A 26606-nucleotide genomic window follows, 5' to 3' on the forward strand; every position below is an offset into this window, starting at 1 on the left:
ACCTAAGGTCTCTCGCCTTCCAAATAATTCCGGCCTGTTGACTGCAACAACTAAATCTTTCCCGCGACCCACCCTTCACAAAACCCGCGCCAATCAAGCTCTTCACCACCCAAAAAATAATTCCCTCAAAAAACACCAGCAAAATCGCATGTCAAGCCCCCAGCTCGCCAAAATTTCCCGCAACCCAAACAAAAACAAAGACTTACTCCCAAAAAATAGTTGGCGTATTTACCCCATTCAAACGCGTACAATTAAAGCAGACACAAAAAAGCGGCTCCCCATCAGGGGAGCCGCTTCCGTTTAACACCAGAAATCTACTTCACAACAGACTGAAACAAAGGTGACGTCAACAAACTAGCAAACTGGCTATCCGAAGAAGAATAATCCACCGTCAGCGTCCCGCTGTTGGAATCGATGATCGTCGAATCCAGCGCCGTCTTCTCCATCGGGCTGCCGTTATTCTTCTTCATGATCGCCACACCCTTCATCAGGGTCGCAATCGTCGCCGCCGTAATCGTGTCGGACATCACCACCGCCATGTCGAACTTCACGCCGTTCGCAAAGTCCATCGCGTAGTGAGCGCTCTTCATCCGGTTCTTGACGGTGTCGTAGTCGGCAAGCTGTGACGCTTCGCCCAGCACCCCCTTCATCATCGTCTGGGTGCCCTTCTGGTCCAGCAGGCTCCATACCGCCTTGGTGTCGACGGACGCCATCTCGTTCACCATATCGGTGTTCGTCAGGAAGTTCGCCGTAACGCCGTCCCGGGCATCCAGCGCAGCCTTCAGCGCCTCTTTATCGCCGAACACCATCGTCGTCTGGTTCAGGAAGCAGACGCTCATCCCGCCCGAGCCCAGCGGATAGATCTGATTGTTGCGCAGCGCAGTCGCCTTGGTCTTGTTCTTCGTGAAGTTCGCCATGATCGCTCCGGTATGGAACTGACCCTGCGCGATTCCGACGATCCGAGTGCCCTCACCGGCGCGGAACGAAGCAAACGCCAGAATCTCGGCGTCCTGATCCACCTTCAGCCCGGAGGTCTTCAGCGCCGTCTCCAGGCGCTTCAACTCCGGCGGCAACACGCGGTCCTTCAGGCTCATCGCCGCGGGCGAGTTCTGCATCGCCCGGTAGTCCACCACGATCACCTGCTGCACGTCATGCGGAATCGCAGCCTTACCGTCGTTCGAAAGTTCAGCCGCCTGTGCAGCGAAGAAAGGGGTTACCAGCGTGAAGGCCGCCAGCGCAAGGCTCAGTTTCTGTCGTTTGAAGAGGTTCAAGGTAAAGCTCCCAATGGCCCTATCGGTTGAAAAACCGTCAGCCGTTATATTCTTCCGTGATCTTGGTAATACTGCAAGACTTATTACCCGGTTGGACGAGGACAACCTAAGAACGTTGCAATCCTCGCACAGGATTCATCTGAACGGAGGTCATGTCCATCGGCAGCAGGCCATCCACGGAATCTTCGAAGGTCCCCGATTGGTTGTCATCCCCGAAGGGGATCTGCTTCTGTCGCTGCCGTTGCCAGTTCCTGTAGTTACTAATCACTAACCACCAATCACTAGCCACTGTTTGGATGTCCAGACCTAAGTCATTTCCTTTGAAGACTTTGAACCAAACAGGGGGGAGAGGGGGGTACCCTCTCCCTGCAAAAGAATCACTGCGGACAAAGGTTCCGCAGGTGCGTAAAGAACTCCGGAAACGAGATCGCCGCAGCCTCCGCCCCGTTGATCTCGGTCGCGGACGTAGCCCGCAGCCCGGCAATCGAGAACGCCATCGCAATCCGGTGGTCGCTCCCGGAATCGATCTGCGCACCATGCAGCGTCTGCCCGCCCGGGATCTCCATGCCGTCCTCGTGCTCGGTCAGGGTCGCACCCATCGCCCGCAGGTTCCGTGCCACGAGGTCGATCCGATCCGACTCCTTCACGCGCAGCTCCTTCGCGTCGCGGATGATCATGCCGTGCCGAGTGTAGGGCGCAATCGCTGCCAGCACCGGTAGTTCGTCAATCAGTTGCGCCGTCAACGCGCCGCTGATCTCCATCGGCCCCCGGCTCAGCGCCGGAGCCGCATTCACCTGGATCGTCCCGATCAGTTCCCCATGCTGCTCCTCGACGTTCAGCACCTTGATCTTCGCCCCCAGGGCCGCCACCACGTCCAAAAGCGCGGATCGCGTCGGATTCATGCCCAGCGAGTCGAGAATCAGATTGGAGTCCGGAAACAACAACGCAGCACAAAGGAAGAAGGCAGCCGAAGACAGATCGCCCGGCACCGTAGCCTCAATCGCCTTCAGCTTCTGGCCGCCGGCAATCACCAGCCGAGGACGCTCACCCGTCTCCCGCGTCAGCTTCGCGCCAAACGCCCGCAACGCATGTTCGGTGTGGTCGCGCGTCGTGATCGCCTCGGACAGCGAGGTCGTTCCCTCCGCCTGAAGCCCGGCAAACAGCACCGCCGTCTTCACCTGGGCGGACGGGATCGGCGTATCGAAGTCGATCGCCTTCAACGGCCCTCCGTTGATCGTGATCGGAGCATGTCCGTCCACCAGCGCGATCCGTGCGCCCATCTGCTCCAGCGGCTTGCGGATACGCTCCATCGGTCGCACCGTCAGGGAGTGGTCGCCGATCAGCGTAAACGTATGCGGATGGGAGGCAATCAGCCCGGAGAGCATCCGCATCGTGGACCCGGAGTTGCCGCAGTCGAGGTCGCCGGTAGGCTGCCGGAAGCTTCCGCCGACCCCGGTAACCTCAATGTGCGTGCCCAAGTCCTTGACCTCCGCACCCAGCGCAGCCATGCAGCCCAGCGAGCTGTGCGGGTCCGCCCCGGTAGAAAAGTTGGAGAGTTTGGTGGTGCCTTCGGCCAGACCGGCCAGCATCGCGTAACGGTGAGAAATAGACTTATCGCCAGGCAGAACAAGCGAGCCTTGGAGCGAGCGAGCAGGATGAATGATCTCTGTAGACATTCGTTCTAGGTTACAGCGTTCCCGCTACATCTTGTACTGGCCGGTATCGTCTTCGTTCAGGTTCTCGAGCCACCGCCGCAGTTCATCCGCGTTGGCATTGGCTCCCGCCTCCGTCGCCGCCTGCCGCGTCCGGCCCAGCACGCTCTGGCTGACGTAGATCGGGCAGTCCCAGCGCAGGGCCAGCGCAATCGCATCGGATGGTCGAGCGTCGATCGTGACCTCTTCCTCGCCCTGCATCAGCCAGATCGTGGCGTAGAAGGTGTCGTCCCGCAGATCGGACACCACCACCTTATGCACGGTCGCATTGAGCCCGCGAGCCATGTTACGCAGCAGGTCATGCGTCATCGGCCGGGGTGTCGCCGTCTTCTCCAGCTCCAACGCAATCGCGTTGGCCTCGAAGACGCCTACCCAGATCGGCAGCACCAGATCGCTCGCAACGTCCTTCAGCACGACGATCGGCATGTTCGTCACCGGGTCCAGCATCAGCCCGCGAATCTGCACCTCGATGTCGAGATCCTGATCATCGATAGGGTCAATCGCCATTAGAGAGCCGCCTGCGCCTCACCCAGGAGGCTGTTCGGAAAGGCCTGTGTGATCCGCACCATCTGGTAGCTCCCCAGCGCCGGCATGATCGGCTGGGCGGTCGTAAAATTCAACGTCTTGTTCTGGGAAGTCCGTCCCACAACCTGGTTGCGTTGGCGATTATGTCCCTCAACCATCACCTCAACCACCTGCCCGATATGGCGCTGGTAGTTGATGCGTTGTATCTCGCGCTGACGGTCGAGCAGGATCTGCAACCGAGCCGCCTTGACCTCGTCCGAAAGCGAGTCGGCCATCGACACCGACGGAGTATTCGGCCGGGGTGAGTACTTGAACGCAAAGATAGCATCATAGCCGACCGCATCGAGCAGCGTCGCGGTGTCTTCGAGATCCTCATCCGTCTCGCCGGGAAAGCCGACGATGATGTCAGAGGTCATGGAGATATCGCGCTTGGCAGCCTTCATCCAGGCGATGCGCTCCAGATACCACTCGCGCGTGTACTCCCGCGCCATCGCCGCCAGGATGCGGGTCGAGCCGCTCTGCACCGGCAGATGAACATGGTCGCAAAGCGTAGGCGTCGCGTCGATGACCTCGACGATATCCCGTGTGAAGTCGCGCGGATGCGAGGTGGTGAACCGCACCCGGCGAATGCCGGGGATGGTCCCGACCGCATGAAGCAGTTCGGCAAAGCTCTTCGCGCCGGAAGGATCGCGGTACGAGTTGACGTTCTGCCCAAGCAGTTGAATCTCCGTGTAGCCGGAGTCGGCCATGCGCCGAGCCTCTTCCATCACGGAAGCGGCGCTCCGGCTGCGCTCGTTACCGCGCGTGTACGGCACCACGCAGTACGCGCAGAACTTGTCGCAGCCTTCGATGATCGTGATGTAGCCGCGATGCTGATTGGTGCGCGCCACGAACGGCGTCTCGAAGGTCTCGGTCGTCTTCTTGTCGTCGAGACCGGTGATGCGTTGGTCGCCGCGCTCCAGCCGCTCCAGCATCCCCGGCAGGTTACGGTACGAAGCCGAACCAGCGACGATGGACACGTAAGGAGCACGATCGAAGATCTTCTCGCCCTCCTGCTGGGCCACGCAGCCGATCACCGCGAAGCGCTTGCCTTCGCCTTGCATCTTCTTGTACTCGTTCAGCCGATGGAAGACCTTCTGCTCCGCCTTGTCGCGGATCGAACAGGTGTTGTACAGAATCAGGCCGGCCTCGGCCTCGTCCTGCACCTGGGCATAGCCCTGCTGCTCCAGCGTGCCGACCACCTTTTCGGAGTCGTGCGCATTCATCTGGCAGCCAAAGGTCTCGATATAGAACGTCTTGCTCACACTGTTAGTATATCGCCGCTAACGCCCAATGCCCTTGAGCGCATTCCCCACGGCCTCCCGAACCATCTCCCACCCACCCGCGCCACCCTCCAGCACCGGCATCAACAAGCTGACCTTGGTCCCCCTTCCCGGCCGGCTTTCAATCTCCACATGCGCCGAAGTCCCATACAGAACCTCCATCCTCTCCTTCACGTTCCGCATCCCGATTCCCGTCCCGGACGTCCGCAACTCCCCCGCCACCCGCCGCTCCGGCGCCATCCCCACCCCATCGTCCTCCACCTCCACCAACAACCTGCCATCGTCGGTGATCCGGCTCCGCAGGGTGACCGTACCCCCCTCGATCCGAGGCTCCAACCCGTGCTTGATCGAGTTCTCAAGCAGCGGTTGCAGCAGCATGCTCGGTACCACGACCCCCAGGGTGTCCGGGGCAATCTCCTTCACCACCCGCAACTTTTCTCCGAAGCGCACGACTTCGATATCGAGATAATCGTCCGTGAAAGCGAGCTCTTCAGCGAAGGGCACGAAGGCTTCCCGATCCTTGAGCAGAATGCGCAGGATGTTGGCCAGCTTGACGATCATCTCGCGTGCTAGCTCCGGCTGGGACCGGACGAGCGAGGTGATGGAGTTCAAGGTGTTGAAGAGAAAGTGCGGGTTAATCTGTCGTTGCAGGGCATCCAGACGAGCTTCCAGCAAGAGCCTCGACTGCTCTTCAAGCTTGCGTTCGATGCGAATTTGATTCCAGATCTTCAGCGGAATCCCCACAACCACGGGTGCGCAGAAGCAGATCGCCAGCTCTACCAGCCATGAACTGGAGTGGAGTTCGAAGAACCGTTGCGGGTAGAACCGGGAGAGTTCGCTGGTGCAGAATTCCATTGCGGTGATGAGCATCAGGAGCAGAATTTGGCGATCGAGATGAGGCCGTTTCAGGTTGCGAGTGATCCATCGATAAATGCTGAGGTCAATGAGCGGGGAGAAGGACCAGACGTCTTCCGACTCCGCAAAACGCTTATAGCTGCCCGCAACTGCTGCAATCGCGACGTTTACAGGAAGAGCCCAGAACTCTCCGTGGAGTAGCGCCGGCACCGCCAATGCCGCGCCGCCCACCGTCGCAGCCAGTGGGCCGACCAGAACGCCGAGCAGGATGGTCGCTTCGAAGGAGATATCGGCTGCCAGAAAGTTGGGAACCCGCACCCGAATCCATACACCGAGGATCAGGGGGACGGAGAAGATGGTTACTAGTTGGGCGGTCTGACGGATCGTGCGATGGGTTGTAAGTAACAGATTCCTAAAGGTTTTGGAGCGTGCCAGGGAGGAAGAAACTGCGGCGGCTACGCCCAGCTCTACCAATAACGTGATTAGAATGAGGCTGGTCGAGACAGGTTTCACAGCACTACTCTACCTTTACCCCCGTAACTCGTATAATCCAGGTATGCCGTTTCTATCCGTACGACAGCTTGCCGAGGCTGATTTTCCCACCCGCTGGGGCCATTTTCGAATCTATGGATTTGAAGGAAATGTAGAGAATCCTGAGCCTTGCAACGATGCGATTCCGGCTCCTTTGGTAAGAATTGAGTCGGCTGTGGCGCTGGTGATGGGCGATATTCTGGCTGCTCCTCCGGTGGTTCGCATTCATTCTCAATGCCTTACGGGTGATGTGTTTCATTCCTTGCGATGCGATTGCAGGCAGCAACTGGAGTTGGCTCTGGCTCGGATTGCCCAGGAAGGTGCTGGAATCCTGCTTTACGAGAACCAGGAAGGGCGCGGGATCGGACTGATGGCAAAGCTGCAGGCTTATGCGCTGCAGGACCAGGGGCGGGATACGATCGAGGCAAACCTGGAGTTGGGCTATGAGGCTGATTGCAGGCACTTTGAGCTGCACGCCGAGATTCTGAAGCTGCTCGGGGTGCGCGCGGTGCGGCTGATGACGAACAACCCGGAGAAGGTTGAGGCGCTCGAAGTCGGTGGAATTAAGGTCATTGAGCGAATTTCTGCGGATGTTCCTTCCGAGCCGACGAACGAGTTCTACCTGCAAACCAAGCGCGAAAAGATGGGTCATCTGGTCGGTTAATTTGTGGTCGGACTGCACCACAAATCACCACATACTCACCACGAATTTGGTGACATTCGCTGGCGGCTTTCAGGATGCCTGTGGGAGCCTCAGGGGGCGACTGCCAGCTTTGCGGTGGTGACCATCTGGCCGACGTGGCGCTGGGTGTGCTCGGCGCAGTGGACGAGGAGGCCTCCCAAGGTGCTGGGGAGGCGATTGCGGCCTACCGAGCGCTTCTGGTCGTAACGATCCGGATTGAAGGCGCGAACGCGCTGTGCGGCCTCTGAGAGGCCCAGAGTGAACTCCTGAAAGAGTGGCTCGCGGGTGATTGGGTCGTGCTCCGTGTCCAGGGCGGCGAGCTGGTCTTCGTCGAGCCAACGGTCGTCGGCGTAGGTGAGCAGGCGGTCGAGCGAGCGGGCTATGTGGCGCATGTGGAAGGCAACCGATGGCAGACCGTAGGGACGGGCGTTCAGTTCGGGTTCGGTGAGGTCGTCGCACCAGCGGGTGCAGTCCTCTGCCGCTAGTTCGAGGGCGTGGAGGATCTGACGGGGGACGGCGTCGATTTCGGTGAGGGTTCCGCGGAGCCAGGGTTCGGGCATGGGTTGAGTTTAGTGTCGGCTCCAGGAACAGGCAACGGCTTGTCTTGTACAGTTTTGAGTTGTCAGTGAAAGCAACGGCAAATACAAATGCAAATACTGAGGTTCTGAGCTTCGCTCAGAATGACGGCTCCGGCGGGAATTAGAGGCTGTGGGTCTGGCGGAAGTGGCGGACTACTTCGGCTACGTCCTGGTGTTTGCCGTCGACTTGATCGTTCATCTGCTGCATCTGCTCGGCGGTGATCTTGCCGGCTAGCTTGTTCATGGCGGTCTGGATCTCGGGGTGGGCGGCGAGGGAGTCTTCGCGGACTAACGGGACTGCTTCATAGGGTGGGAAGTAGTGACGGTCGTCTTCAAGGATGCGGAAGCCGAGCGCCTTGATAGGGCCGTCGGTGGAGTTGCCTGCGACGATATCGACCTGGTTGGAGGCGAGGGAGCGGTAGAGGAGGCCGAGATCCATGACGCGGGGGCGTGCGCCGAAGTGGAGGCCGTAGGTGGACTGGAGGCCGTCGAGGCCATCGGGGCGGGCCTGGAACTCGTAGCCTACGCCGAGGCGCAGGGTGCTGGCGACGGGGAGCACGTCCGAGATGGTCTTCCAGTGGTGCTTCTCGGCGTCCGCTCCGCGGACGACCATGGCGAAGGTGTCGTTGAAGCCAAGGGACGGCTCTACCTTGATGTGGAAACGGTCTTCGTAGAGGCGGGTGATGGTTTCGTCGACTCGGGCGGGGTCGCGGTCGAGGGGTTGTTTGAGGATGGCGGTGAGGGCGGTGCCGGTGTACTCGGGATAGGCGTCGATGCGGCCGGAGACGAGGGCCTGATGGCAGAGGTAGGAGCCGGCGAGGTAGAAGCGGCGGTCGACCTTCTGGTGAGTCTCGGCTTCAATCTGCTGGGCGAGGAGTTCGCCGAGGACGACTTGCTCGGTGAAGTTCTTGGCTCCGATGGTGATGCGGGAGGAGCGTGGCGGGGCGCAGGCGGTGAGGAGGAGGAGTGCGGGGAGGAAGAGTTTGAGTGGCACTGGGATGAGGGTAATGCAGGGGAGCCTGGTTTGGCGTTTCCGAAAACCCGACTTCGCGGGCGTTACCAAAACCAGGAACTGCCGTGGGGAGAGCCTGTGCGTGGCTGTATCCTTTTCTCACCGCTGAGGACTAAAAATTGAGACGCGTTTACCGGCCTAAAAACTCATTGAGGGTCTTCTGTTTTGTCTTCCTAGCGCTTTCATTATTCTTCGGCTTTAGCGCATGGAGAGGGGTCTCAACTGGGGCAAACACATGGCTCGATCTCGCAATCGCGATAGTGCTAATGCTCGCAGGCGCGGGCTTCGCGGCCCAGACTTTGACGGCCCGTGTTGTGCTAGCCGAGGACTCCATCCGCTACGGGAGCGTCTTCCGCAGCCACTCTATGCACTTGAATCAAATCCGTTATCGTCGCGAATATGAGGAGTACCAGGACGGTCCTGAAGGTGGCATCAATGTCCCTTACCTGGAACTCATTCCTACTAGCCATGGCGAGACCCAGTCTCTCAAGATCCCAAAGAATGACTTTGACCTGGATAACGCTTTTTGGGAGTGGGTTCTCCGCATCCCCGAGCTTGAAGAACTAAAGACGTCACCACTCCGATGACGGAAGCCTTGCATTTTCGAGCGGCTGTTAGCTAGGTAGCTGGTCGCGCCTTGAAAACGGCGATATCGGAAACTACCCCTGACTACCGGAGTTGTCGTGGGTGAAATCAGAGCGGGTCCGGCATCTCCACGGCTGGATAAGAACTGGCATCTTTTTCTAGCCAGCCGTTCCCAGGAATCGTATCCCAATTAGTGCGAAAGACGATTCCTCCATCCTGTTGCGCATAGTCAAGGTAGTAAAGATTTTCCGGCGTTTTTGGACGACCATAGTAGAACCAGGTCCACCGTAGAGCCGTGGCACACCCAATGCGGAAGCTTGTTTCAGTGATTTGTACATCTGAGGGATTCCACACGGCCAGGACCTCTCCCTCGTTGAACTCGAGGCGCAGACAGTCTTCACTCCCGTGACACTCTACCAACCGATGGCCGTTGTCGTATGGGCGACCGAACCAAGCACCCCAAAACCGGAGAGCGCCGCACTTAACATTAGGGAGGATTGCTGACAGTCCATTCGCAAGGTCCTGAGGTGACGTCATGGTCTTCACAGAATATGGCATCGCCGACAACGTTACGCTCAGGGATCAAGTCGGTACTCACTGAAACGACCATTTCTGTAGGCTACATCGATGTGCCTTGAAAACGGCGTTATCGCCAACTTCGGCCCGAATTGTGGTTGGGCAGGCTGAGATTGAGGACAATTCGACTTTCAGGAACCCAACGCGTTGATTGTTCTCACAAAGCTAACGATGAGGATCGGTATTCCTGTCCAGTCCAATCACTCTATAGCCATCCTCTTAACTTGTCAGGCGTAGCTCCCACAGATGCGCGAGATACTTTGACGAGCGTTCCTAGAAGCGAAAACAACGCACAGACGTTTGAAGAAGCCCGCTCTTACAGAACGGGCTTTCATGCATAGCAGCGACTAGGGCTTCAGCGCGGACTCGATGGCCGAGATGACCTGTGGTGAATCCGGTGTCACGGCCGGCTCAAAGCGAGCGATCGGCTGTCCGTTGCGCGCGATGAGGAACTTGGTGAAGTTCCACTTGATCTCACCGCCAATGTTTGGCGCCGTGGTGAGGTATTGATAGAGCGGAGTCTTATCGTCGCCCTTGACCGAAACCTTCGCCATCATTGGAAACTTCACGTGGAACTTGCCGCTGCAGAACTCTCGGATCTCTGCATTGGTGCCGGACTCCTGGTTGGCGAAGTTGTTCGCCGGCACACCGACGATTACCAGGCCCTTATTCTTGTACTTCTCGTAGACGGTCTCAAGCGCGGTGTACTGCGGGGTGAATCCGCAGGCGCTGGCGACGTTGACCACGAGCAGGACCTTGCCCTTATAGGCACCTAACGTCGTGGGTTCACCTTCGATGGTGTTCAGTTTGAAGTTATAGACGGGCGCGCCGGCATCGGCTACGGCCAAGCCGTTGAGCAACAACAACATCAGCATCACGTAGAACTTTCGCACGGGCGACTCCAGAAATTCGTTCTATGCCCAGTCTAACTGGGCGGCAGTCGTCGCCGCGTTAGAGAAGATATAAGCGAGCAAGGTCCGCTACTGTTTACTTTCTACAACCGTGAGCCGGACCGAAGCGCCCGGTAGTGTCCTCATTTCAATATCCAGATCAGGACACTCCCTGGACTTCCAGGTGGCTGTCCAGACGAAGAACACCCCCTGCTGTACCACAGGGGGTGTTTAGGGCTTGCGTTTGTAAGCTAAGCTACTCGCTTAAGATGGCGAACGGACCGGTCTCGGCAACTGCTTGGCGGAGGAACGCGGGGCGGGTTGAGAGTGGAGATTTGAAGGCCAGCTCCCAGGCTGGGGCCTGGAGCTCCGGCATGGGTTTGGCCTGGAAGATCTTGCGGGTCTGGGCGGCGGTCCAGCGGGCTGCCTTCTTCGACTTCTTGCGGCGTGCGCTGTCGGTCGAAATACCCGTGCCGGCGTACATCTGGCGATAGAGCTTCGAGAGCAGGATGAAGGCGAGCCGGGACTTCAGGTTTGGGGTGCAGGAAGAACGCTCCCAGATGGCGCCCCAGTCGTAGAAGCGGTCCCAGACCTTCTGGGTGCGCTCGCTGATCTCACCCGAACTCATGCTGGGGTGCGGGGTGAACATTTTGGGGCGGATCTCGGTGGGGATGAGCCAGTAGCGGGTGATCGGGATGTCGCCGACCAGCGTAGGGTTGAGCGCCTGCTCCTTCTCCCAGCGGCCGAAGTCCACGGTGCCGGGGAACGGGGTCATCATGACGAACTGGGCGAAGGTGACGCCGGCCTTGAGGGCCATCTCGACGGTGGCATCGAAGGTGGCGGGCTTGTCCGTCGGCAGGCCGAAGATGAACGAGCCGAGGACGTGGACGCCGTGCTTCTTGAACGTCTGAAGCTGCTTGGCGAGAGCCTCGCCGGAGTAGTTGAAGTCCTTGAAGACGGCCTTGAGGCCTTCCGGTGTGACGGCTTCCACGCCGACAAGGGCTCCCTTGATGTTGGCGCGGCGCATGGCGTCGAGGTAGTCGCCATCTTCCCCGGCTTCCATGGTGATCTGGGTGAAGAAGACCATGTCCTTGGGAAGCTTGGAGAGCTCTTCCATGAGTTGGAAGCGCTCCGAGCGGATGGCGATGAGTTCGTCGAGCTTGGCCTGGTTGCCCTGCTCGCGCGCGAGGCGGAGGTCAGTCAAGGTGACGGGGTAGAAGTTGTCGTCAGCAAGTGCGATGAAGCGAAAGCCGATGCGGCGCAGGTTGACGATCTCGTCGATGACGGATTGGAACTGGCGCTGACGGGGCTTCTGACCGTCGGTGCGCCAGACGCTGCAGAAGGAGCAGTGCTTGGGGCAGCCTCGGATGGTCTGAACGGACGCCCACATGTACTTGTCCGTGCGCATGAGGTCCCAGCGCGCGGCGAGGAACTGGTTGCCTTCGATGCGGCCGCCGTCGTAGATGTGCTGGAGGGTGCCGTTGAGGCTGTCGTTGACGGCCATGCCCCAGGCGACGTCGCCGTCGCCTTTGACGACGGAGTGGGCCTGTCCGCGCTCGAAGCACTCTTCCGGGAAGAGGGTGGCGTGGATGCCGCCGTAGATGACGGTAGCGCCGCGCTCGCGGGCCATGCGGCCTACGGCGTAGCCGCGGAGGGCGTTGCCGGTGTGAACGCTGATGCCGACTATATCGCCAGGCGCGATGGACTCAGGCACAACCTGCTCGATGGACTCGTCGACCAGAATTGGGTCGCCTACGGATGAGGGAGTTGCCGCGGCGAGGACGAAGAGCCAACGGGGGGTAATGACTGCGGTTCCGAACGAGTTATCGCTTGGATTAATGAGATGAACACTCATCAGGCCAGCCTCTCAACGTGCGAGTGCGGTGGTTCTGCAGAGTGTGGGTTGCAGGCGCTCAGATCAGAAGCTGCGGCTTCATGAGCGTGCCGACCGGGAAGATTCCCTTCGGCGTATGTTGGTGATGATACAGAAGATTGTTGAATCAGGGCGTTTTTGGAGGATCAGGGAGTGGGATTTTGACGGGGCCGAAATTTAGCGTCTAGTCTCCCTCAAGAACGCCCCTTCAGGAATGAAGGGATATCGCGGGCAGCGTGTACGACCGCGACAATCTGTATCAGAGCCAGCCCCTTCTTATAAAGAATCAAATAGGAACCCACAGGCCAGAAGAGAATCGGTAAGGCCGTGAGATCTCTACGCGTGTGCCCTGCCCCCGGGTCCAGTGTCAAAGCATCCATAGCTTCGTAGAACGTCACCAATACGCGATCGGCCGCATCGAGGCTATCTTTTGCGATGTATTCCCAGATCTCATCCATATCGAATTCAACCTGACCTCCGAGGACGTAGCGGCTCATGCTTGTTTGCGCCTGCGCTCCTGAGACTTTTGTTCAAGGCGTGCTCGGACCTCGTGCATTTCGACGAACTCACCGCGTTCGAGTGACTGTAACCGCTGCTTCAGTTCCTGATTGAAGGCGGCAAGTTGAGAACTCCGCTCCAGGTCACGCTCCTCAAGAAGCCGTAATGCTTCGCGAACGACTTCGCTTGCCGAGGTATATCGGCCTGAAGCCACCTTCGCTCCTACGAATTCGTCCAGTTCAGGGGTAAGAGAGACGTTCATTGGCGGTCCTCACACTCCTATCAAGGATTCTCCCAATAACCAGAAATGTCAAACCTTGTTATTGCTCTTATTCTTTGAAGCGTAGAGCATATGGGCACCCTTGGCGTGTGGCGTGGAGGTGCGATTAGGAAAGTAGCGGGCGGAGATTTCAGGCGGGCCGAGGTCTTCAATCTTGGTGAAGCCGAGGGCACGAAGGCGCGGGTGGAGAGCTTCCGCGCTGGGGAAGTTGATCCATGATTCACCGAGTGCTGCGACGCGTGCGGCGCGGAGGTTGTGGAACTCGCGAAGCTCAGGAGTGAACGTCTCAGGTGGGTCGCTGTAGTCGAAGACGACGTGTGCCGGGGCTGGGAGTGAGGCGATGAAGCTGAGGGTGGCGTCCATAGCCTCTGGCGTCAGGTATGGGACGACGCCGAGCCAGGTAAAGAAGGTGGGCTGGGTGGGGTCGAAGCCGGCGGTCTCAAGGCCTTGAGCCAGGGTCTGGGCTTCGAAATCGACCGGGGCGTAGGTCAGGGCGGCGGGGATGGGGATAGCGGCTTCCGCGAGTCGCTGGCGCTTCCAGGTCTGGGTGGCGGGGTGATCGACCTCAAAGACACGAAGGGTGGGGTACGGGTTGCGGTAGGCGAAGGTGTCGAGACCTGCGCCCAAGACGACGAGTTGGGTGACGCCTTCCGCGACGGCGGCGGCGAGGGCGTCTTCCGCGAAGCGGGTGCGGGCGGCGATGAAGAGACGCATGCGGGCGCGGGACGGGGTGGCTTCGGCCTCCTGCGCGATAACCTCAGGCGATTGGCCAAGGATGCGGATAGCCAGCGGGTCTGGGAATAGACTTCCCTTCTCCAACAGTTGATGTGCGGCGCGATGGGCGGCGGCGGCGAAGGCGGTTCGGCTTGGTTGACCGGTCTGCATCGCGCGGCTAGCGGACGCCCCATTTGAGCTTGCTGCGGAGGACGTTGAAGAGGCCGTTGGGGTGCAGGCGGAGGAGGCGGACGCTCGAGAGGGAGCGGCAACACTGGACCTCGTCGCCGATCTCGAGCTCGATGGCCTCCTGGCCGTCTACCGTCAGGTAGATCTGGTTGGGGACGCCTTCAATCTGGATGGTGATGCGGGCTTCGCCGGGCATGACCATGGGGCGGATGGTCAGGAGGTGCGGGCAGATGGGCGTGACCAGCATGCAGTTGACGCTGGGCATGACGATGGGGCCGTTGGCGGCGAGATTGTAGGCGGTGGAGCCGGTAGGGGTGGAGACGATGACGCCGTCGGCCCGGAAGGTGGCGACGAGCTGATCGTCGATCTTGACGGTGTAGTCTGCCATGCGAGCGATGGTGCCCTTGGCGACGACGACGTCGTTGAGCGCGTCCCACTCGCGGCGAACCTTGCCGTCGCGGAGCAGGCGGGCGTTCATCATGACGCGGAGGTCGATATCGGCGTAGCCGTTACACCAGAGCTCGAGGGTCTGGTAGAGGTCGGAGAGGGGGATCTCGGTCAGGAAGCCGAGGGAGCCGAGATTGACGGAGAGGATGGGAGTCTGGGTCCGGGCGAAGGCGCGGGCGGCGGAGAGGAGTGTGCCGTCGCCGCCGAGGACGATGACGAGGGAGGGATCGTCCTGGGGGAGGAGGGTGCGGTCCTTGCCGGGGAGGTTGAGATAGGCGGCGCTGTCGGTATCGAGGAGCGCCTCGTAGTCGTGCTGATTGAGCCAGGCGATCAGTTCAGGCAGAAGGGTGGCGACCTCTGGCTTCTGCGGTTTGGAGATGATGGCGGCTTTGAACATTGAAGGTTAGTGTAACGGCTATATGGGAAAAGTTCTCAGTTCCCCGTTGTCAGTTCTCGGTTCTAAATGTGGCGCGGAGGAGGTATTCGTGGTTGCCTTCCATGCCCTTAATGGGGGAGTCGATAACTTCCAGGTTAGTGGCTTTGAGCTCGCGGGCGGCGGTCAGGACGCGGTCGATGGCGAACTGGCGGGCGGCGGGTTCGCGGACGATGCCGCCTTTGCCTACGTTCTCGCGACCGGCTTCAAACTGTGGCTTGATGAGGAGAACAACGGTTCCCTGCCAGGGGTTCGATTCGGTCGAAAGGGCTCCGATGACGGCGGGCAGGACCAGCGTGGCGGAGATGAAGGAGACGTCCATGGCGAAGAAGGTGATGGGGCTGAGGTTGGCGGCGGCCTGCTGGTCGGCGAGCTCTGCCGGTTTCAGCAGGCGGGCGTTGCAGCGCTCGCGCAGGCTGACGCGGGGGTCTGAGCGAAGCTTCTGGGCGATCTGGCCGTAACCCGTATCGACTGCTAAAACAGAAACCGCCCCGCGCTGGAGCATGCAGTCCGTAAAGCCGCCCGTGGAGGCTCCAACGTCCATGCAGGCCAGGCCGGTGACGTCGATCTGCCAGTAATCCAGGGCGCGTTCCAGCTTGAGGCCGCCGCGGGAGACGAACTTCAGGTCGTCGCCGAGCATGCGAAGGATGGAGGCATCGTCGACGGGGGTGCCCGGTTTGTCGATGCGCTGGTCCTGGACGAGGACGCGGCCGGCGAGGATGAGGGCCTGGGCACGCTCGCGGGAGGCTGCGTGGCCGCGATCTACTATGAGTTTGTCGAGACGGATCTTCATACTGGAAAAAAATTTGCCTTCCGCGGCGGGAGCCGTGTGACTTCAGTGTAAGCTCACGCGAAGGAAGGCCGGTGACGGCAGGCTTCTGGAATCAACGGGATTTCGCAAGGGAGCCCAAAGTCCGGTAGAGTTCTCTAGTGCTTCTGGGTGCATCAGAGTACTAAAGTGTTACCGGCCGGCGACGGCTAAAGACCACAAACGGCAATCTGCTTTACTGATGGGTGCGTTCTATGTACAGAGACACGGGAGTAACGAATATGCCACCGCCATCCCTTCTGGATGACGCTGCCCTGTTGAGTCAGGTGCAGCGCGGGGATGAAGCGGCGATGGCCTCGTTATTCGATCGGTACTCGAAGGTTGTTTACTCGGTTGCGCTGCGCGTTCTGCGTGATCCTGCGGCGGCTGAAGATGTGTTGCAGGAGATTTTCATGCAGATCTGGCGAACACCGGACGGATTCATCGCAACACGCGGCAGCCTTGGAGGCTGGCTGGCGGTGGTGAGCCGGAACCGGTCGATCGATGCGCTGAGACGCAAGCGGCCAAGCGAGCAGGTGGACGACCTGGGGCTGGCATCGTCTTACGATCTGGCCGACGAGGCTGAGCGGAATTCGCTGATCGAAAAGGCGCGCGGCGTGATTCATCTGCTGCCGCCAGAGCAGCGGAAGACGATTGAGATGGCATTTTTTGATGGACTGACACACTCTGAGATCGCCGAAATGACCGGAGATCCGCTGGGCACGGTAAAAACAAGGATTCGCAGTGCGCTGCAGACCCTTAGGAAGGCGTTCCAATCATGATTCCAGTGAAACAGATCGATCCGGACGACCTCCCGCTCTATGCGATGAAGCTGCTCCCGCCGGAGGAGATGGCGGAGCTCACCGAAAACCTGCAGTACAGCATCGAGGCACGAAAGGTGCTCGCCGAGATCTACGGCGAACTGAGCCTGCTCGCGCAGACCGCAGAGCGCGAAGAGCCCAAGCCTGAGGCTCGGATGCGCTTTATGAACCAGGTGGCGCGCGAGAAGAAGGTCATCCCGATCGACATTGCGGCGATCGAGGCGGCGGCGCGTGCCAAGGTACAGCCGGAGATCGTTACGGTGACGGTTGAGGTCGAGGTTCCGGCGAAGAAGACGCTTGCGGGCAAGGTTCTGCCGTGGGTCGGCTGGGCTGCCGCTGCGATGATCGCGGTTGAAGCTGGCCACGAGTTCCAGATTCGACAGGGCGCGGAGCAGTCGGTTGCGGCGTATCGGTCGGATCTGGCTGCGACGAAGGAGTCGGCTTCCCTCTCAAACGCTGCATTGGAGACGATGAAAGACCCTGCAGCGCAGCATGTGATGCTGGTCTCAGCGGAGACCAAGCCGGCTCCGCAGGGGCGGGTCAGCTACGCGGCGGATAAGGGCTCGCTGGTATTTCTGGCGAGCAACATGGGGCCGGTCGACGAGGGCAAGGCGTATGAGCTCTGGCTGATTCCGGCCAATGGGCAGGCTCCGGTGCCGGCGGGAACCTTCCGTCCGGATCAACGTGGGAACGGCAGCGTCATCATGCCCACCATGCCGAAGGGGTTGGTGGCCAAGGCGTTCGGCGTGACGATCGAGAACGAAGCTGGTTCGCTGGTGCCTACGTCGCCGATCCTGATGAAGGGCGCTGCGGGCTAGAACGATTTGATCGCAATATCAAAGAGCCATCCCAAGCGGGATGGCTCTTTGGTTTGGTGAGGTTGGGCGGGCTACGGCAGGTTGGTGCGGACGTAGACGCCATTGCCCTGCAGGGTGATGTGGGTCTGAACCTGGTCGGTATCGGTGCGGATGACGGTCAGGTCCGTGGAGTCGGGCGAGGTGATGTAGACCTTGCCCGTGGGATTTCCGGCAGTTACAGCGATGGTTCCCGGGTGGCCGTGGACGAAGGCATCGCCCTGGACCGTGGTGTTGGCTGCGGGGATGGTCGCGACGACGGTGTCGGTCTGAAGATTGATGATGCTGACCGAACCAGCGATGCCAGCGGCTGCGTTACCGGCATTGGCGACGAAGGCCTGGCTGCCGTCCGCGAGGACTGCAATCTGAACCGGGTTGACGCCGACAGGGATATTGGCGAGAACCTGACCAAAGCCAACGGCATCGACCGGGTTGTTGACGTCGCAGTTGGGGTTGGTGGTGACGGTGTTCGCAGAGCAGAGCGGGATGTTGATGACGGTGACGCTGCCCGGCGTGGTTGCCGTGCCGCCGCCTGCATTGGCAACGAGCAGCTCCGAGCGGGTGTTGTCAAAGTCCGCCCACAGCGGTGCGGTTCCCACGGCAATCGTATTGGTTGCGGTGCCGGCCGTGCCGGTGAAGGTGTCCGGCGCGTTGGTCTGAGAGTTGATGACCGTGACGGTGTTGCTGCCCTTATTGAGGATGAAGGCGCGGCGAGCATCGGACGTCATCACGCCGTAGACCGGCGTGGTGCCGACGTTGATGGTGTTGGAGATGGTATTGGTAGTGGTCTCGATCGCCTTGACCGCGCCGGCGGTGCCTGTTGCGCCCTGAGTGATGGCGTAGACGCGCGGCGCGCCGGAGATGCCGACGGTATAGACCGTGCCGGGACCGGTGACAAGCTCCTGCTTCAAGGCGGAGGGAGAACCGGTGAGCTGGCCAATGGCGTTGCGTCCGGCTTCCGCGATGTAGAGATTCGTCCCCTGCGGCAGAATGGCCACAGGTGCCGCGCCGACAGGCAGCGTGCTCTGCAGCACGTTGCTGGTGAGCAGGCTGGTAGAGACCGCAAAGGAGTTGAAGGTGCCGTCGCCGTTGAGGACGTAGCCTTCACTGCCGGTGGGATCGACGATCAGATACTGCGGATTCGCGCCGAGGTTGGCGGTGATCAGCGTGGTATCGCCCGAAAAGTCGACGATGGTGACCAGACCGGGCGAGGTGGTTCCATTGCTGGAGACCGCGACGGCGTACTTTCCGGGCTGCGAGGCCGGGCCGACGGGATTGACGGAGCTGACGACCGGACGATACTGGTTGCCGCAGCCGGCCAGTGAAACGGCGGCGAGTGCGAGTGCGAACCGTGCGAAGGGACGTGCGATGCGTCGAGACGAAGACCTTACTGCTGCGTGCTGATGAACTGAGTGCAAACCTGCTCCCACTGCCGTACGAATATGAACTAGATTCAAGGCTCGATTGTAAATCACGAGGATGATGACGGGGTTATGGAGATGGAGAACGTCTGGCGAAAGAACATTTCGGAGGCTCGGGACCGGATACAGTCACGGATTCTGGTGTGCGTGGTTTCGCCGCTGCTGGTTCTGCTTTGTTTGCATGGTTTGACGTTTGGACCCGCCGGAGGTCGCGCGGGAATCTTCAATTCCCTGCTGGCGCTGGGAATCAGCGTGGCCTTTGCGCTGCTGGCGTGGAAGTTGGGCTCGGCGACGCCGGGCGCGGCGGCGTCCGGTGGAGCGATCTGCCTGCTGCTGGTCCAGGTGGGGGGAGGCTTGGTTGTGCGATCCGGGCTGCTGCCGTTGGTGGCGCTGTTCATCCTGACCTTTGCGTCGACGCGGGCCGGACGGAGGAAAAAGACGAAGAGCGGACTTGCGGAGAGTCGAAAAGGCAGAAACGCGGCCCAGGTCATGGCGAACCTGGGGGCAGCGGGTCTGGTGGCCGGTGCGGGTGCGGGTCATCCGTGGGTCTTTGTGGTTCTGCTGGCGGCGCTGGTGGAGGCGACGGCGGATACGGTCTCATCAGAGATCGGGCAGGCGTTTGGGGGCGAACCAGTCTCGCTGGTGAGCCTCCGCAGGGTCGCGGTGGGGACAGACGGCGGCGTGACGCTGCTGGGAACGATGGCCGGCATCCTGGGCGGTGCGCTGGTGGCCCTGGTCGGGTATGGAGCCATGGGAATTGGACTGAAGGGGTTTGCGGTTGCACTGGGATGCGGCGCGGCGGGATTGTTCTTCGACAGCATCCTGGGTGCGACCGTGGAGCGCTGGGGATGGCTCGGGAACGATCTGGTGAACTTTACCTCAACACTCTTTGCAGCCGGGCTGGCGTTCGCGCTGCTGGTCTAGACGTCGATGTCCAAACGCATGGCGGTGTAGCTGAGGACCTCGTGGAAGTAGCGCATGAAGAGGTCGTAGGAGTCGATGTGGCCGAGCGCGGGCCGGGGTGAGGTGTAGACATCCAGCCCCGCGCGACGGCAGAGCTCCTGGATGCGGAAGAGGTGGGTGTTGTCGCTGACCAGCACGATGTGCGAGAGGTTGTTCTCCTCCGCAATCTGGGCGAGCAGCTCGACCTGCTGCTCGGTATCGACCGAATGGGTCTCCGCGATGATCTTGTCGAAGGGGATGCCGTTGGCGAGCAGGTAGTCACGCCCGACGCCGCCCTCGGTCTTGCCGGAGTCCTTGTCGCTGCCGCCGCCGAAGGTGATGACGATGGGTGCGATCTGCTTGCGATAGAGCGTCACGGCGTGGTCCAGGCGAGCGTGATACACGGGCGACGGGCGTCCGGAGTACTCCGCCGCACCGAAGACGGCAATGGCGTCTGCGGGCTGAGCCTGATCCTGTGCTGCGACGAGGTTGATCTGGCGCACCACCCAGGAGCTCCAACCCATGGCCGCGAGGACGAGAAAACAGAAGCACCAGAGCAGGAACCTGCGGAACGGATGGGTCCGCTTCGGCTCAAACTGGCCGGAGTTTCGCCGCAGATTGGAACGCTCGCTCATGGCAGTTCAGCTCCAGCAGAAGATGCAAGAATACCCGGGGATGCGGCGCTCCGTCTTGTGCATTTCCTCAGTTTGAGGCGATACGGAGCTTTTCGTTTGAAGCGGTGCCTATCGCTGCAGGCAAAGGGCGATCTCGTGGGTTGGAATCGCGCCCTCGCGCAGGATCGTCCAGGAGTTGCCGCCGCCGCTGAGATCCACGATGGTAGTCGCAACCGTGCGTGCGGTGGGTCCGCCATCGACGATCAGGGGGATCTTATCGCCAAGCTGCTCCCGCACGCCGCTGGCGCTGGTGCATTCGGCGTGGCCTTCCAGGTTGGCGGAGGTTGCGGTGATAGGCAGGCCGAGCTTCGCGACGACAGCCCGGGCGATGGGCGCCTCCGGCACGCGCAGGGCGACGTTGCCCGTGTTGGCGGTGACGCGCAGCGGCAGCTTGGAGCCGGCTTTGACGATGATGGTCAGCGGCCCCGGCCAGAAACGTTCGGCAAGACGGTCGAAGGCGGTATCGCACTCCCGCGCGAGGCCGTACGCCTGCGCCACGTCCGCGATGAGCAGCGAGAGGGGCTTGTGGCGGGCGCGATTTTTGAGGTGGTAGATGCGCTCCACCGCGCGCAGATTGACGGGGTCCACGGCGAGACCGTAGAAGGTGTCTGTCGGCAGGGCGACGAGCAGTCCGCTTTCGATGCGGCCGGCAATGTAGTCGACGAGTGCCGGTTCCGGCTCGTCCGGGTTGATGCGTAAAATCTCGGCCGTCAAATCAGGGGCTCCTTGGCGTTGGGGGACCGGGCTTTTGCGGGGTCGGCCGGATGGCCGCTGGAACAAGAAGAGGACCCACCCACAACCCGCACCTTAGCATAACCGTTTACAAACTCCGAATGGGGTGGTGCCGGTGTCAAAGGCGGTTCCCGTGCGACGGCCGGTGCGGGCGTAAACTTGGTGGAATGAGTTTTTCTGGACAAGTCGTCACCAGCCGCACCAATCCGCGCCTCAAGCAGCTTCGCGCCGCCTTCCAGGGCCAGGCGCGGCTGAGCAGCGGGCTGATCGCCGTTGAGGGCGAGCACATGGTCGAAGAGGCGCTGAAGAGCGGGCAGGCCCTGAAGACCGTCTTCCTCAGCGAACGCATGGAGCTTCCGGCCTATGTGCCGGCGTCGGTTGAGGTGGTCAGCGTGGCCTCAGACGTGTTTGCCAGCATCGCCGAGACACGTACGCCGCAAGGAATTGCTGCTCTCCTGGTGCCTCCGGCACACTCGGTGGAGAAGATGCTGGAAGGGCCGGGCGAGGCGCTGATCCTGATCGCCGTGGGACTGCAGGACCCGGGCAATCTGGGCACCTTGATCCGTTCCGCCGAGGCGTTCGGCGCGACCGGCGTCCTGACCACGCCAGGCACTGTCAGCCCGTGGAACCAGAAGGCGATGCGCGCCTCCGCTGGCTCCGTCTTCCGTCTCCCCGTGGCAGTGGCTACTCCTGATGCCATGGAGACCCTGGAGCAGCAGGGCATCAAACTGCTTGCCGCGATGAAGGATGATGCCGTGGCGATCGGTGAGGCGGACCTGACGGTCGGGTCGGCGATTTTGATCGGCAACGAAGGCGCGGGGCTGAACGAAGACTGGCTGCGCCTGGCCGATCAGCGGGTGACGATTCCCTGCCCCGGCTGGGTGGAGAGCCTGAACGCCGCGGTGGCGGGATCGATCCTGCTCTATGAAGCATCGCGGCAGCGCGGGGCTCGCACTTGAGCTTGTTTGACACCTCTCCCCTGGCTCCAGCCAGCCCCGGGCGCGGCACCGCGCCGCTGGCCGAGCGCATGCGCCCCCGCGATCTGGATGAGTACGCCGGGCAGCAGCATCTGCTGGGCGTGGGTAAGCCGCTGCGGCTCGCGATCGAACGTGACGACCCCGCCTCCATGATCTTCTGGGGACCGCCCGGCGTGGGTAAGACCACGCTCGCCAAGATCATCGCGCAGAAGACGCAGGCCAGCTTCATCGAGTTCTCCGCCGTGCTCTCCGGCATCAAGGAGATCAAGAACGTCATGGTGGAGGCGGAGAAGGCCTCGCAATTCGGCTCACGTACCATCCTGTTCGTCGACGAGATCCATCGCTTCAACAAGGCGCAGCAAGACGCATTTCTGCCGTATGTCGAACGCGGGACGATCCGGCTGATCGGCGCAACCACCGAGAACCCAAGCTTCGAGATCAACGCCGCGCTGCTCTCCCGCTGCCGCGTCTACACGCTGCAGCCGCTGAGCGAGGATGAGGTCATCGCCTTGCTGCGGCGTGCACTCGCGGACTCAGAGTATGGACTGGGCGAAAGTGGCGTCGAGGCCGATGAAGACGCGCTGGCTTCGATTGCGGCCTATGCCAGCGGCGATGCAAGGACAGCGCTGAATGCGCTTGAGGTCGCGGCCCAGCTTGCCACCGGGCGCGGCGAGACGACCATCACCAAGCCACTCGCAGCCGAGGCCATGCAGCGGCGCATGCTGCTCTATGACAAGAAGGGCGAGCAGCACTACGACATCATCTCCGCGCTGCATAAGAGCGTGCGCAACAGCGACCCGGACGCCGCACTCTACTGGCTGGGGCGAATGCTCGAAGCCGGCGAAGACCCCATGTACTGTGCACGTCGGATCGTGCGGATGGCAGTCGAAGACATCGGCCTTGCAGCTCCAGAGGCTCTGAATCTCTGCCTCTCCGCACGCGATGCGATGCACTTTCTGGGGCAGCCGGAGGGTGGGCTGGCACTCGCACAGGCGGTGGTTTATCTCGCGCTCGCGCCCAAGTCAAACGCGGTCTACGTGGCATACGGACAGGTGCAGGCGGACATTCAGCGGACGGTCGCGGAGCCGGTGCCGATCCATCTGCGCAACGCGCCGACGAAGCTGATGAAGGAGCTCGACTACGGGCGCGACTATCAGTACGCGCATGACGTGGAAGGCCGTGTGGCGGATATGGAGTGCCTGCCGCCCTCCCTCGCGGGCAAGCGATATTACGTTCCAACAGGCGAAGGACGCGAGCGCCAGCTTGCCCAGCGCATGGAAGAGATTTCACGGATCAAGGCAGCGAAACGCGGCTAGGTTTGATTCCAGCCGCGCCTACGTCCGCCAGAGGATCCGCTACTTGCTGTCGCGCTGGATCGCGTCGAGCACGACTGACTTCGTCAACAGCTCCGGCAACACATCCGCATTGCCCTTCGCAGGGTAAATGACATACGTGGGGACGCCGCTGCGGTTGATCGACGCAAGCTGCTTGGTGATCTCCGGATCATACGCAGTCCAGTCCGCACGCATGACGACGAAGTTGTGCGAGGTCAGCTCGGATTCAACGTCAGACGCATGCAGCACCAGCTTCTCGTTCACCTGGCAGGAGAGGCACCACGCGGCCGTGAAGTCGATGAACACCGGATGACCGGCAGCGCGGGCCTCATCCAACGCGGCCTGCGAGTACGGTACAGCCTTGAGCACCAGGGGCTTCGGAGTCGTCAGCGGGATTGCAATCGCCACGACGCAAAGCACAACGGCAGCCACCGTGCTGCGCCAGTTCAGCGGCCAGCGGCCCAGCGCCCAGCCCGCAATAGCGAGCACCAGGAAGCAGCAGAGCAGGCGTGCAATGTGATCGGCGGCCTCACCAGGCTGCGCGGAGAAGAGCTGCCCGTAGACCCAGGCGAGCCAGATGACCGTCGCAAACAGAGGCACGGCGGTGAGTTGCTTGAGCACCTCCATCCAGGCTCCGGGACGCGGCAGAATCCGTGTCCAGGCAGGCTGGAAGCTGAGCACCAGATACGGCACCGCAAGGCCAAGCCCCAGAGCCGTAAAGACCGCGAAGGTGATCCCCGCAGGCTGCGCCAGCGCAAACCCAATGGCCGCGCCCATCAGCGGAGCCGTGCAAGGCGTAGCTACAATCGTCGCAAGAACGCCGGTGAAGAAGCTGCCTGTATACCCCTGCTTCTTCGCGAGATCTCCGCCGACGCTGGTCATCGAAAGACCTACGTCAAACTGACCCGCAAGCGAGAGTGCAAAGAGGAACAGCCCAGACGCCAGCAGCGCAATGAACACCGGCGACTGAAGCTGGAAGCCCCATCCAGCCTGACTTCCACCCGCACGCAGCGCCAACAGAACACCCACGATCACCCAGAACGAGACCAGAATTCCGAGCGTATAGACCATCCCATGGCTGCGGAGACGCTTGCGCTCCTCACCGGAAGACTGCACCAGTGCCAGCCCCTTCAGGAACAGCACTGGAAACACGCACGGCATGAGGTTGAGGATGATGCCGCCCAGGAACGCAAGTCCGATGGCACCAATGGCCGTCACACCTGAGGCTGCGGAAGCATTCTTCGCCGGTGTACCTGCGAACGCCACCTCTCCGGCCTTGACCGGCGCAACGATCTCATAGGCTTCGTCGTCGGAAAATTTAAGGACTCCTCGTATGGTGAGCGGAAGTGCGGTCAGTTCAGCCGCACGCTTCAGACGCACGCTGACGCCATCCGCCGTGGGCACCACATCCTGGTCCGGCGCATTGAGAATCTGATCCTGGTCGTACGGATAGAACTCGGCGTCCGTCTCCTTGCTGCCACCCTTCAGCGTCAGAATTATGTCCGTCCTGCCTGCGGTGATTGCAGTGGACATCCCCGCCGGAAGCGGCTTGGGAATCAGCTTCAACGCCTGTCCCAACGCACCGACAGGCTGACCCGCAGGACTGTTCTGCGCAACGTTCAGCGTCAGGCCCAGGTGCGCCTTGCCGGGGATGCAGACCTCGCGGCAGACCAGCCAGTTGATCTTGGCATCCAGATGCACGGGACCGGGCTTGGCGCTGGAGGCGACCGAGATGTCCATGGGGAACGTAACCAGATCCTCATAGCCAAAGTCCATCAAGGGGCCGAGCGGCAGGCGCTGTGGAATTGGGAACTGCATGGGGCCTGCCGTAATGCCGGAGGGCAGCGTCCAGATCACCTTCGGCGGCTGGCCGGAGTCGCCAGCGTTCATCCAATAGACATGCCAGTGCTCCTCCATGGTCAGCACAAGGCCTACCTGTACGGTGCCGCCGGGCGAGACACTGGGCGCCAGCGAGACCATCTCCGCCGTGATGTGTTGCCCTTTCACCGGCCCGGGGCCACCATCGCCAATCTCCTGAATCTGCGCGGACGCACTCAGGCTGGCAAGCAGGAAGACAAACAGGGCGGTCAGGGCGAGGCGGGGTCGGCGAAGATTCATGTCACATTTGATTGTAGGCGGTCTGGAAAGATACAGACACTCAGGGCTGGAAGCGTTTCTCCACCATGATGCAGCGGTCCATCACCACCTGGATTCCCGCAGCCTCCGCTTTGGCAGCCGCCTCCAGGTTGACGATTCCCTGCTGCACCCACAACTTGTTCAGGCCCAACGCGATCATCTCGTCCACAATCTCCGGAATGAAGCGCGGCAGACGGAAGACATTCACCACATCCGGCTTCTCCGGCAGCGCCGTCAGCGACGGATACGCCTTCTCCCCCAGCACGGAATCAATCGCCGGATTGATCGGCAGCAGCTTGGCCCCCTGAGCCTGCATAAACGCCGAGACGTAGTGACTCGGCTTGGAGGCGTCTTCAGAGAGACCAATCACCGCAATCGTCTTCGCGGCCAGCATCGCTTGGATGGCTTCAGGCTCATTCATGGCTATTTATGCCACACGCCGAGTAGACGGCGGATCACGACAAGTTCGCCCAGGTGATACGCATTATGGTCTGCAATCAGCAGAGCCTCGCGCAGCAGGTTCTGCCCGTTGCCCCAGGTAAAGGGCCGGTAGAGATCTGCATTCGGCTTGGTCAGCAGCGCATCAAACTTCGTGCGATCCTCCCGAATGGCTGCGATGGTCTGATCCCAGGCATGCACAGTCGGAGGCTCGGCAGACTCAGGCCAGTAGTCCTTGGGCCACTCCATCCCGTGGTAGCCACCGGTCGGCGGCGCGGTGAAGTTGAGGATGTCGCGCTGTGTGATGCGGAGATGCTCCAGAATCTGCCAGGCGGAGTACGGCAGATTCTCCGGAACCTTCCCGCGCGCATCAACTGGAAAGTCCTTGGTCGCTGTATCGAAATCGGCGTGGGCCTGCCCGCCATCCAGCAGGGCAATCAGTTGAGCGATGAGCGGATCTTCGTGTTTTGCAGGCATCGTATCCTCAGCAGGTTTG

General features: G+C 61.0%; 26 protein-coding genes. 6 read left to right on the forward strand and 20 right to left on the reverse strand.

The genetic code is table 11. From position 1 onward, the window contains the following. Positions 1–314: 314 nt before the first annotated feature. The 5 genes from ACIX9_RS11725 to ACIX9_RS11745 form a co-directional block, all read right to left on the reverse strand. Complete coding sequence (locus tag ACIX9_RS11725; protein ID WP_013580703.1) at positions 315–1271, reverse strand: hypothetical protein; 957 nt, start codon at positions 1269–1271, stop codon at positions 315–317. Positions 1272–1648: 377 nt separating this feature from the next. Beyond that, positions 1649–2947 carry a 3-phosphoshikimate 1-carboxyvinyltransferase gene (gene aroA, locus ACIX9_RS11730; protein WP_013580704.1) on the reverse strand — a complete coding sequence of 433 codons (1299 nt, stop codon included), beginning with the start codon at positions 2945–2947 and terminating at the stop codon, positions 1649–1651. 24 nt (positions 2948–2971) lie between these two features. Continuing rightward, positions 2972–3490: a bifunctional nuclease family protein gene (locus ACIX9_RS11735; protein ID WP_013580705.1), complete on the reverse strand. Its 519-nt coding sequence runs from the start codon at positions 3488–3490 to the stop codon at positions 2972–2974. Then, complete coding sequence (gene miaB / locus ACIX9_RS11740; RefSeq protein WP_013580706.1) at positions 3490–4812, reverse strand: tRNA (N6-isopentenyl adenosine(37)-C2)-methylthiotransferase MiaB; 1323 nt, start codon at positions 4810–4812, stop codon at positions 3490–3492. Before miaB ends, ACIX9_RS11735 begins: the two co-directional genes overlap by 1 nt. 18 nt (positions 4813–4830) lie before the next feature. Continuing rightward, positions 4831–6198 carry a sensor histidine kinase gene (locus ACIX9_RS11745; RefSeq protein WP_013580707.1) on the reverse strand — a complete coding sequence of 456 codons (1368 nt, stop codon included), beginning with the start codon at positions 6196–6198 and terminating at the stop codon, positions 4831–4833. A gap of 43 nt (positions 6199–6241) precedes the next feature. On the opposite strand from ACIX9_RS11745, the gene ribA reads away from it, so the two are divergent. After that, a complete protein-coding gene (gene ribA, locus ACIX9_RS11750; protein ID WP_013580708.1) occupies positions 6242–6880 on the forward strand; it encodes a GTP cyclohydrolase II in 639 nt (212 codons plus the stop codon). Between the two features lie 89 nt (positions 6881–6969). Here the strand turns inward: ribA and ACIX9_RS11755 are convergent, their stop codons facing one another. The 9 genes from ACIX9_RS11755 to ACIX9_RS11800 all read right to left on the reverse strand — a co-directional run bounded on the left by ACIX9_RS11755 (position 6970) and on the right by ACIX9_RS11800 (position 15766). Continuing rightward, entirely contained in the window at positions 6970–7458 is a 489-nt protein-coding gene (locus ACIX9_RS11755) for a DinB family protein (protein ID WP_013580709.1), read from the reverse strand. Positions 7459–7597: 139 nt separating this feature from the next. Further along, positions 7598–8470, reverse strand: a complete 873-nt coding sequence (locus ACIX9_RS11760) for a glycine betaine ABC transporter substrate-binding protein (RefSeq protein WP_013580710.1) — start codon at positions 8468–8470, stop codon at positions 7598–7600. A gap of 1526 nt (positions 8471–9996) precedes the next feature. Beyond that, entirely contained in the window at positions 9997–10542 is a 546-nt protein-coding gene (locus tag ACIX9_RS11770; RefSeq protein WP_013580713.1) for a glutathione peroxidase, read from the reverse strand. A gap of 253 nt (positions 10543–10795) precedes the next feature. After that, complete coding sequence (locus ACIX9_RS11775) at positions 10796–12394, reverse strand: B12-binding domain-containing radical SAM protein (RefSeq protein ID WP_013580714.1); 1599 nt, start codon at positions 12392–12394, stop codon at positions 10796–10798. Between the two features lie 212 nt (positions 12395–12606). Then, complete coding sequence (locus tag ACIX9_RS11780; protein ID WP_013580715.1) at positions 12607–12909, reverse strand: type II toxin-antitoxin system RelE/ParE family toxin; 303 nt, start codon at positions 12907–12909, stop codon at positions 12607–12609. After that, positions 12906–13172, reverse strand: a complete 267-nt coding sequence (locus ACIX9_RS11785) for a type II toxin-antitoxin system ParD family antitoxin (RefSeq protein WP_013580716.1) — start codon at positions 13170–13172, stop codon at positions 12906–12908. The genes ACIX9_RS11780 and ACIX9_RS11785 overlap by 4 nt, the downstream gene beginning before the upstream one ends. Positions 13173–13220: 48 nt before the next feature. Next, a complete protein-coding gene (locus ACIX9_RS11790) occupies positions 13221–14075 on the reverse strand; it encodes a class I SAM-dependent methyltransferase (protein ID WP_013580717.1) in 855 nt (284 codons plus the stop codon). A gap of 7 nt (positions 14076–14082) precedes the next feature. After that, positions 14083–14937, reverse strand: a complete 855-nt coding sequence (locus ACIX9_RS11795) for an NAD(+)/NADH kinase (protein WP_013580718.1) — start codon at positions 14935–14937, stop codon at positions 14083–14085. Positions 14938–14986: 49 nt separating this feature from the next. Continuing rightward, complete coding sequence (locus ACIX9_RS11800; RefSeq protein ID WP_013580719.1) at positions 14987–15766, reverse strand: TlyA family RNA methyltransferase; 780 nt, start codon at positions 15764–15766, stop codon at positions 14987–14989. A 257-nt stretch (positions 15767–16023) separates the two neighbouring features. On the opposite strand from ACIX9_RS11800, the gene ACIX9_RS11805 reads away from it, so the two are divergent. Both ACIX9_RS11805 and ACIX9_RS11810 read left to right on the forward strand, forming a co-directional pair. Further along, positions 16024–16563: an RNA polymerase sigma factor gene (locus ACIX9_RS11805; RefSeq protein WP_013580720.1), complete on the forward strand. Its 540-nt coding sequence runs from the start codon at positions 16024–16026 to the stop codon at positions 16561–16563. Continuing rightward, complete coding sequence (locus ACIX9_RS11810) at positions 16560–17420, forward strand: anti-sigma factor domain-containing protein (protein ID WP_013580721.1); 861 nt, start codon at positions 16560–16562, stop codon at positions 17418–17420. Before ACIX9_RS11805 ends, ACIX9_RS11810 begins: the two co-directional genes overlap by 4 nt. Positions 17421–17491: 71 nt before the next feature. Here the strand turns inward: ACIX9_RS11810 and ACIX9_RS11815 are convergent, their stop codons facing one another. Then, a complete protein-coding gene (locus tag ACIX9_RS11815) occupies positions 17492–18874 on the reverse strand; it encodes a YncE family protein (protein ID WP_013580722.1) in 1383 nt (460 codons plus the stop codon). A gap of 75 nt (positions 18875–18949) precedes the next feature. Between ACIX9_RS11815 and ACIX9_RS11820 the strand changes: the two genes are divergently transcribed. Continuing rightward, positions 18950–19801: a DUF92 domain-containing protein gene (locus ACIX9_RS11820; RefSeq protein ID WP_013580723.1), complete on the forward strand. Its 852-nt coding sequence runs from the start codon at positions 18950–18952 to the stop codon at positions 19799–19801. On the opposite strand, the gene ACIX9_RS11825 is transcribed toward ACIX9_RS11820, so the two are convergent. Further along, positions 19798–20454, reverse strand: coding sequence for a YdcF family protein (locus ACIX9_RS11825; RefSeq protein ID WP_013580724.1), 657 nt, complete (start codon positions 20452–20454; stop codon positions 19798–19800). The two genes, ACIX9_RS11820 and ACIX9_RS11825, sit on opposite strands and share 4 nt — an antisense overlap. 108 nt (positions 20455–20562) lie before the next feature. After that, positions 20563–21207 carry an L-threonylcarbamoyladenylate synthase gene (locus ACIX9_RS11830; protein WP_013580725.1) on the reverse strand — a complete coding sequence of 215 codons (645 nt, stop codon included), beginning with the start codon at positions 21205–21207 and terminating at the stop codon, positions 20563–20565. 185 nt (positions 21208–21392) lie between these two features. Here ACIX9_RS11830 and ACIX9_RS11835 point away from each other — a divergent pair, with 185 nt between their 5' ends. Together ACIX9_RS11835 and ACIX9_RS11840 are read left to right on the forward strand one after the other, a co-directional pair. Beyond that, a complete protein-coding gene (locus tag ACIX9_RS11835) occupies positions 21393–22184 on the forward strand; it encodes a TrmH family RNA methyltransferase (protein ID WP_013580726.1) in 792 nt (263 codons plus the stop codon). Then, positions 22181–23518, forward strand: a complete 1338-nt coding sequence (locus ACIX9_RS11840) for a replication-associated recombination protein A (protein WP_013580727.1) — start codon at positions 22181–22183, stop codon at positions 23516–23518. Before ACIX9_RS11835 ends, ACIX9_RS11840 begins: the two co-directional genes overlap by 4 nt. A 39-nt stretch (positions 23519–23557) precedes the next feature. On the opposite strand, the gene ACIX9_RS11845 is transcribed toward ACIX9_RS11840, so the two are convergent. The 3 genes from ACIX9_RS11845 to ACIX9_RS11855 are packed head-to-tail and all read right to left on the reverse strand — an operon-like array spanning position 23558 to position 26587. Then, on the reverse strand, positions 23558–25654 hold the full coding sequence (locus tag ACIX9_RS11845; protein ID WP_013580728.1) for a protein-disulfide reductase DsbD family protein: 2097 nt from the start codon (positions 25652–25654) through the stop codon (positions 23558–23560). Positions 25655–25694: 40 nt separating this feature from the next. Then, positions 25695–26093: a CoA-binding protein gene (locus ACIX9_RS11850; protein WP_013580729.1), complete on the reverse strand. Its 399-nt coding sequence runs from the start codon at positions 26091–26093 to the stop codon at positions 25695–25697. A 2-nt stretch (positions 26094–26095) separates the two neighbouring features. Further along, positions 26096–26587 carry a DinB family protein gene (locus ACIX9_RS11855; RefSeq protein WP_013580730.1) on the reverse strand — a complete coding sequence of 164 codons (492 nt, stop codon included), beginning with the start codon at positions 26585–26587 and terminating at the stop codon, positions 26096–26098. Positions 26588–26606: the final 19 nt, after the last annotated feature.

Source organism: Granulicella tundricola MP5ACTX9, assembly GCF_000178975.2.
GTDB lineage: Bacteria > Acidobacteriota > Terriglobia > Terriglobales > Acidobacteriaceae > Edaphobacter > Edaphobacter tundricola.

Excerpts from the sequence above, each read along its gene's own strand:
- ACIX9_RS11790 (WP_013580717.1), bottom strand. The coding sequence starts at position 14,075 with ATGCAGACCGGTCAACCAAGCCGAACCGCCTTCGCCGCCGCCGCCCAT.
- ribA (WP_013580708.1), top strand. The coding sequence starts at position 6,242 with ATGCCGTTTCTATCCGTACGACAGCTTGCCGAGGCTGATTTTCCCACC.
- ACIX9_RS11845 (WP_013580728.1), bottom strand. The coding sequence starts at position 25,654 with ATGAATCTTCGCCGACCCCGCCTCGCCCTGACCGCCCTGTTTGTCTTC.
- ACIX9_RS11820 (WP_013580723.1), top strand. The coding sequence starts at position 18,950 with ATGGAGATGGAGAACGTCTGGCGAAAGAACATTTCGGAGGCTCGGGAC.
- ACIX9_RS11775 (WP_013580714.1), bottom strand. The coding sequence starts at position 12,394 with ATGAGTGTTCATCTCATTAATCCAAGCGATAACTCGTTCGGAACCGCA.
- ACIX9_RS11800 (WP_013580719.1), bottom strand. The coding sequence starts at position 15,766 with ATGAAGATCCGTCTCGACAAACTCATAGTAGATCGCGGCCACGCAGCC.
- aroA (WP_013580704.1), bottom strand. The coding sequence starts at position 2,947 with ATGTCTACAGAGATCATTCATCCTGCTCGCTCGCTCCAAGGCTCGCTT.
- ACIX9_RS11755 (WP_013580709.1), bottom strand. The coding sequence starts at position 7,458 with ATGCCCGAACCCTGGCTCCGCGGAACCCTCACCGAAATCGACGCCGTC.
- ACIX9_RS11735 (WP_013580705.1), bottom strand. The coding sequence starts at position 3,490 with ATGGCGATTGACCCTATCGATGATCAGGATCTCGACATCGAGGTGCAG.
- ACIX9_RS11810 (WP_013580721.1), top strand. The coding sequence starts at position 16,560 with ATGATTCCAGTGAAACAGATCGATCCGGACGACCTCCCGCTCTATGCG.
- ACIX9_RS11785 (WP_013580716.1), bottom strand. The coding sequence starts at position 13,172 with ATGAACGTCTCTCTTACCCCTGAACTGGACGAATTCGTAGGAGCGAAG.
- ACIX9_RS11795 (WP_013580718.1), bottom strand. The coding sequence starts at position 14,937 with ATGTTCAAAGCCGCCATCATCTCCAAACCGCAGAAGCCAGAGGTCGCC.
- ACIX9_RS11805 (WP_013580720.1), top strand. The coding sequence starts at position 16,024 with ATGCCACCGCCATCCCTTCTGGATGACGCTGCCCTGTTGAGTCAGGTG.
- ACIX9_RS11780 (WP_013580715.1), bottom strand. The coding sequence starts at position 12,909 with ATGAGCCGCTACGTCCTCGGAGGTCAGGTTGAATTCGATATGGATGAG.
- ACIX9_RS11835 (WP_013580726.1), top strand. The coding sequence starts at position 21,393 with ATGAGTTTTTCTGGACAAGTCGTCACCAGCCGCACCAATCCGCGCCTC.
- ACIX9_RS11850 (WP_013580729.1), bottom strand. The coding sequence starts at position 26,093 with ATGAATGAGCCTGAAGCCATCCAAGCGATGCTGGCCGCGAAGACGATT.
- ACIX9_RS11825 (WP_013580724.1), bottom strand. The coding sequence starts at position 20,454 with ATGAGCGAGCGTTCCAATCTGCGGCGAAACTCCGGCCAGTTTGAGCCG.
- ACIX9_RS11855 (WP_013580730.1), bottom strand. The coding sequence starts at position 26,587 with ATGCCTGCAAAACACGAAGATCCGCTCATCGCTCAACTGATTGCCCTG.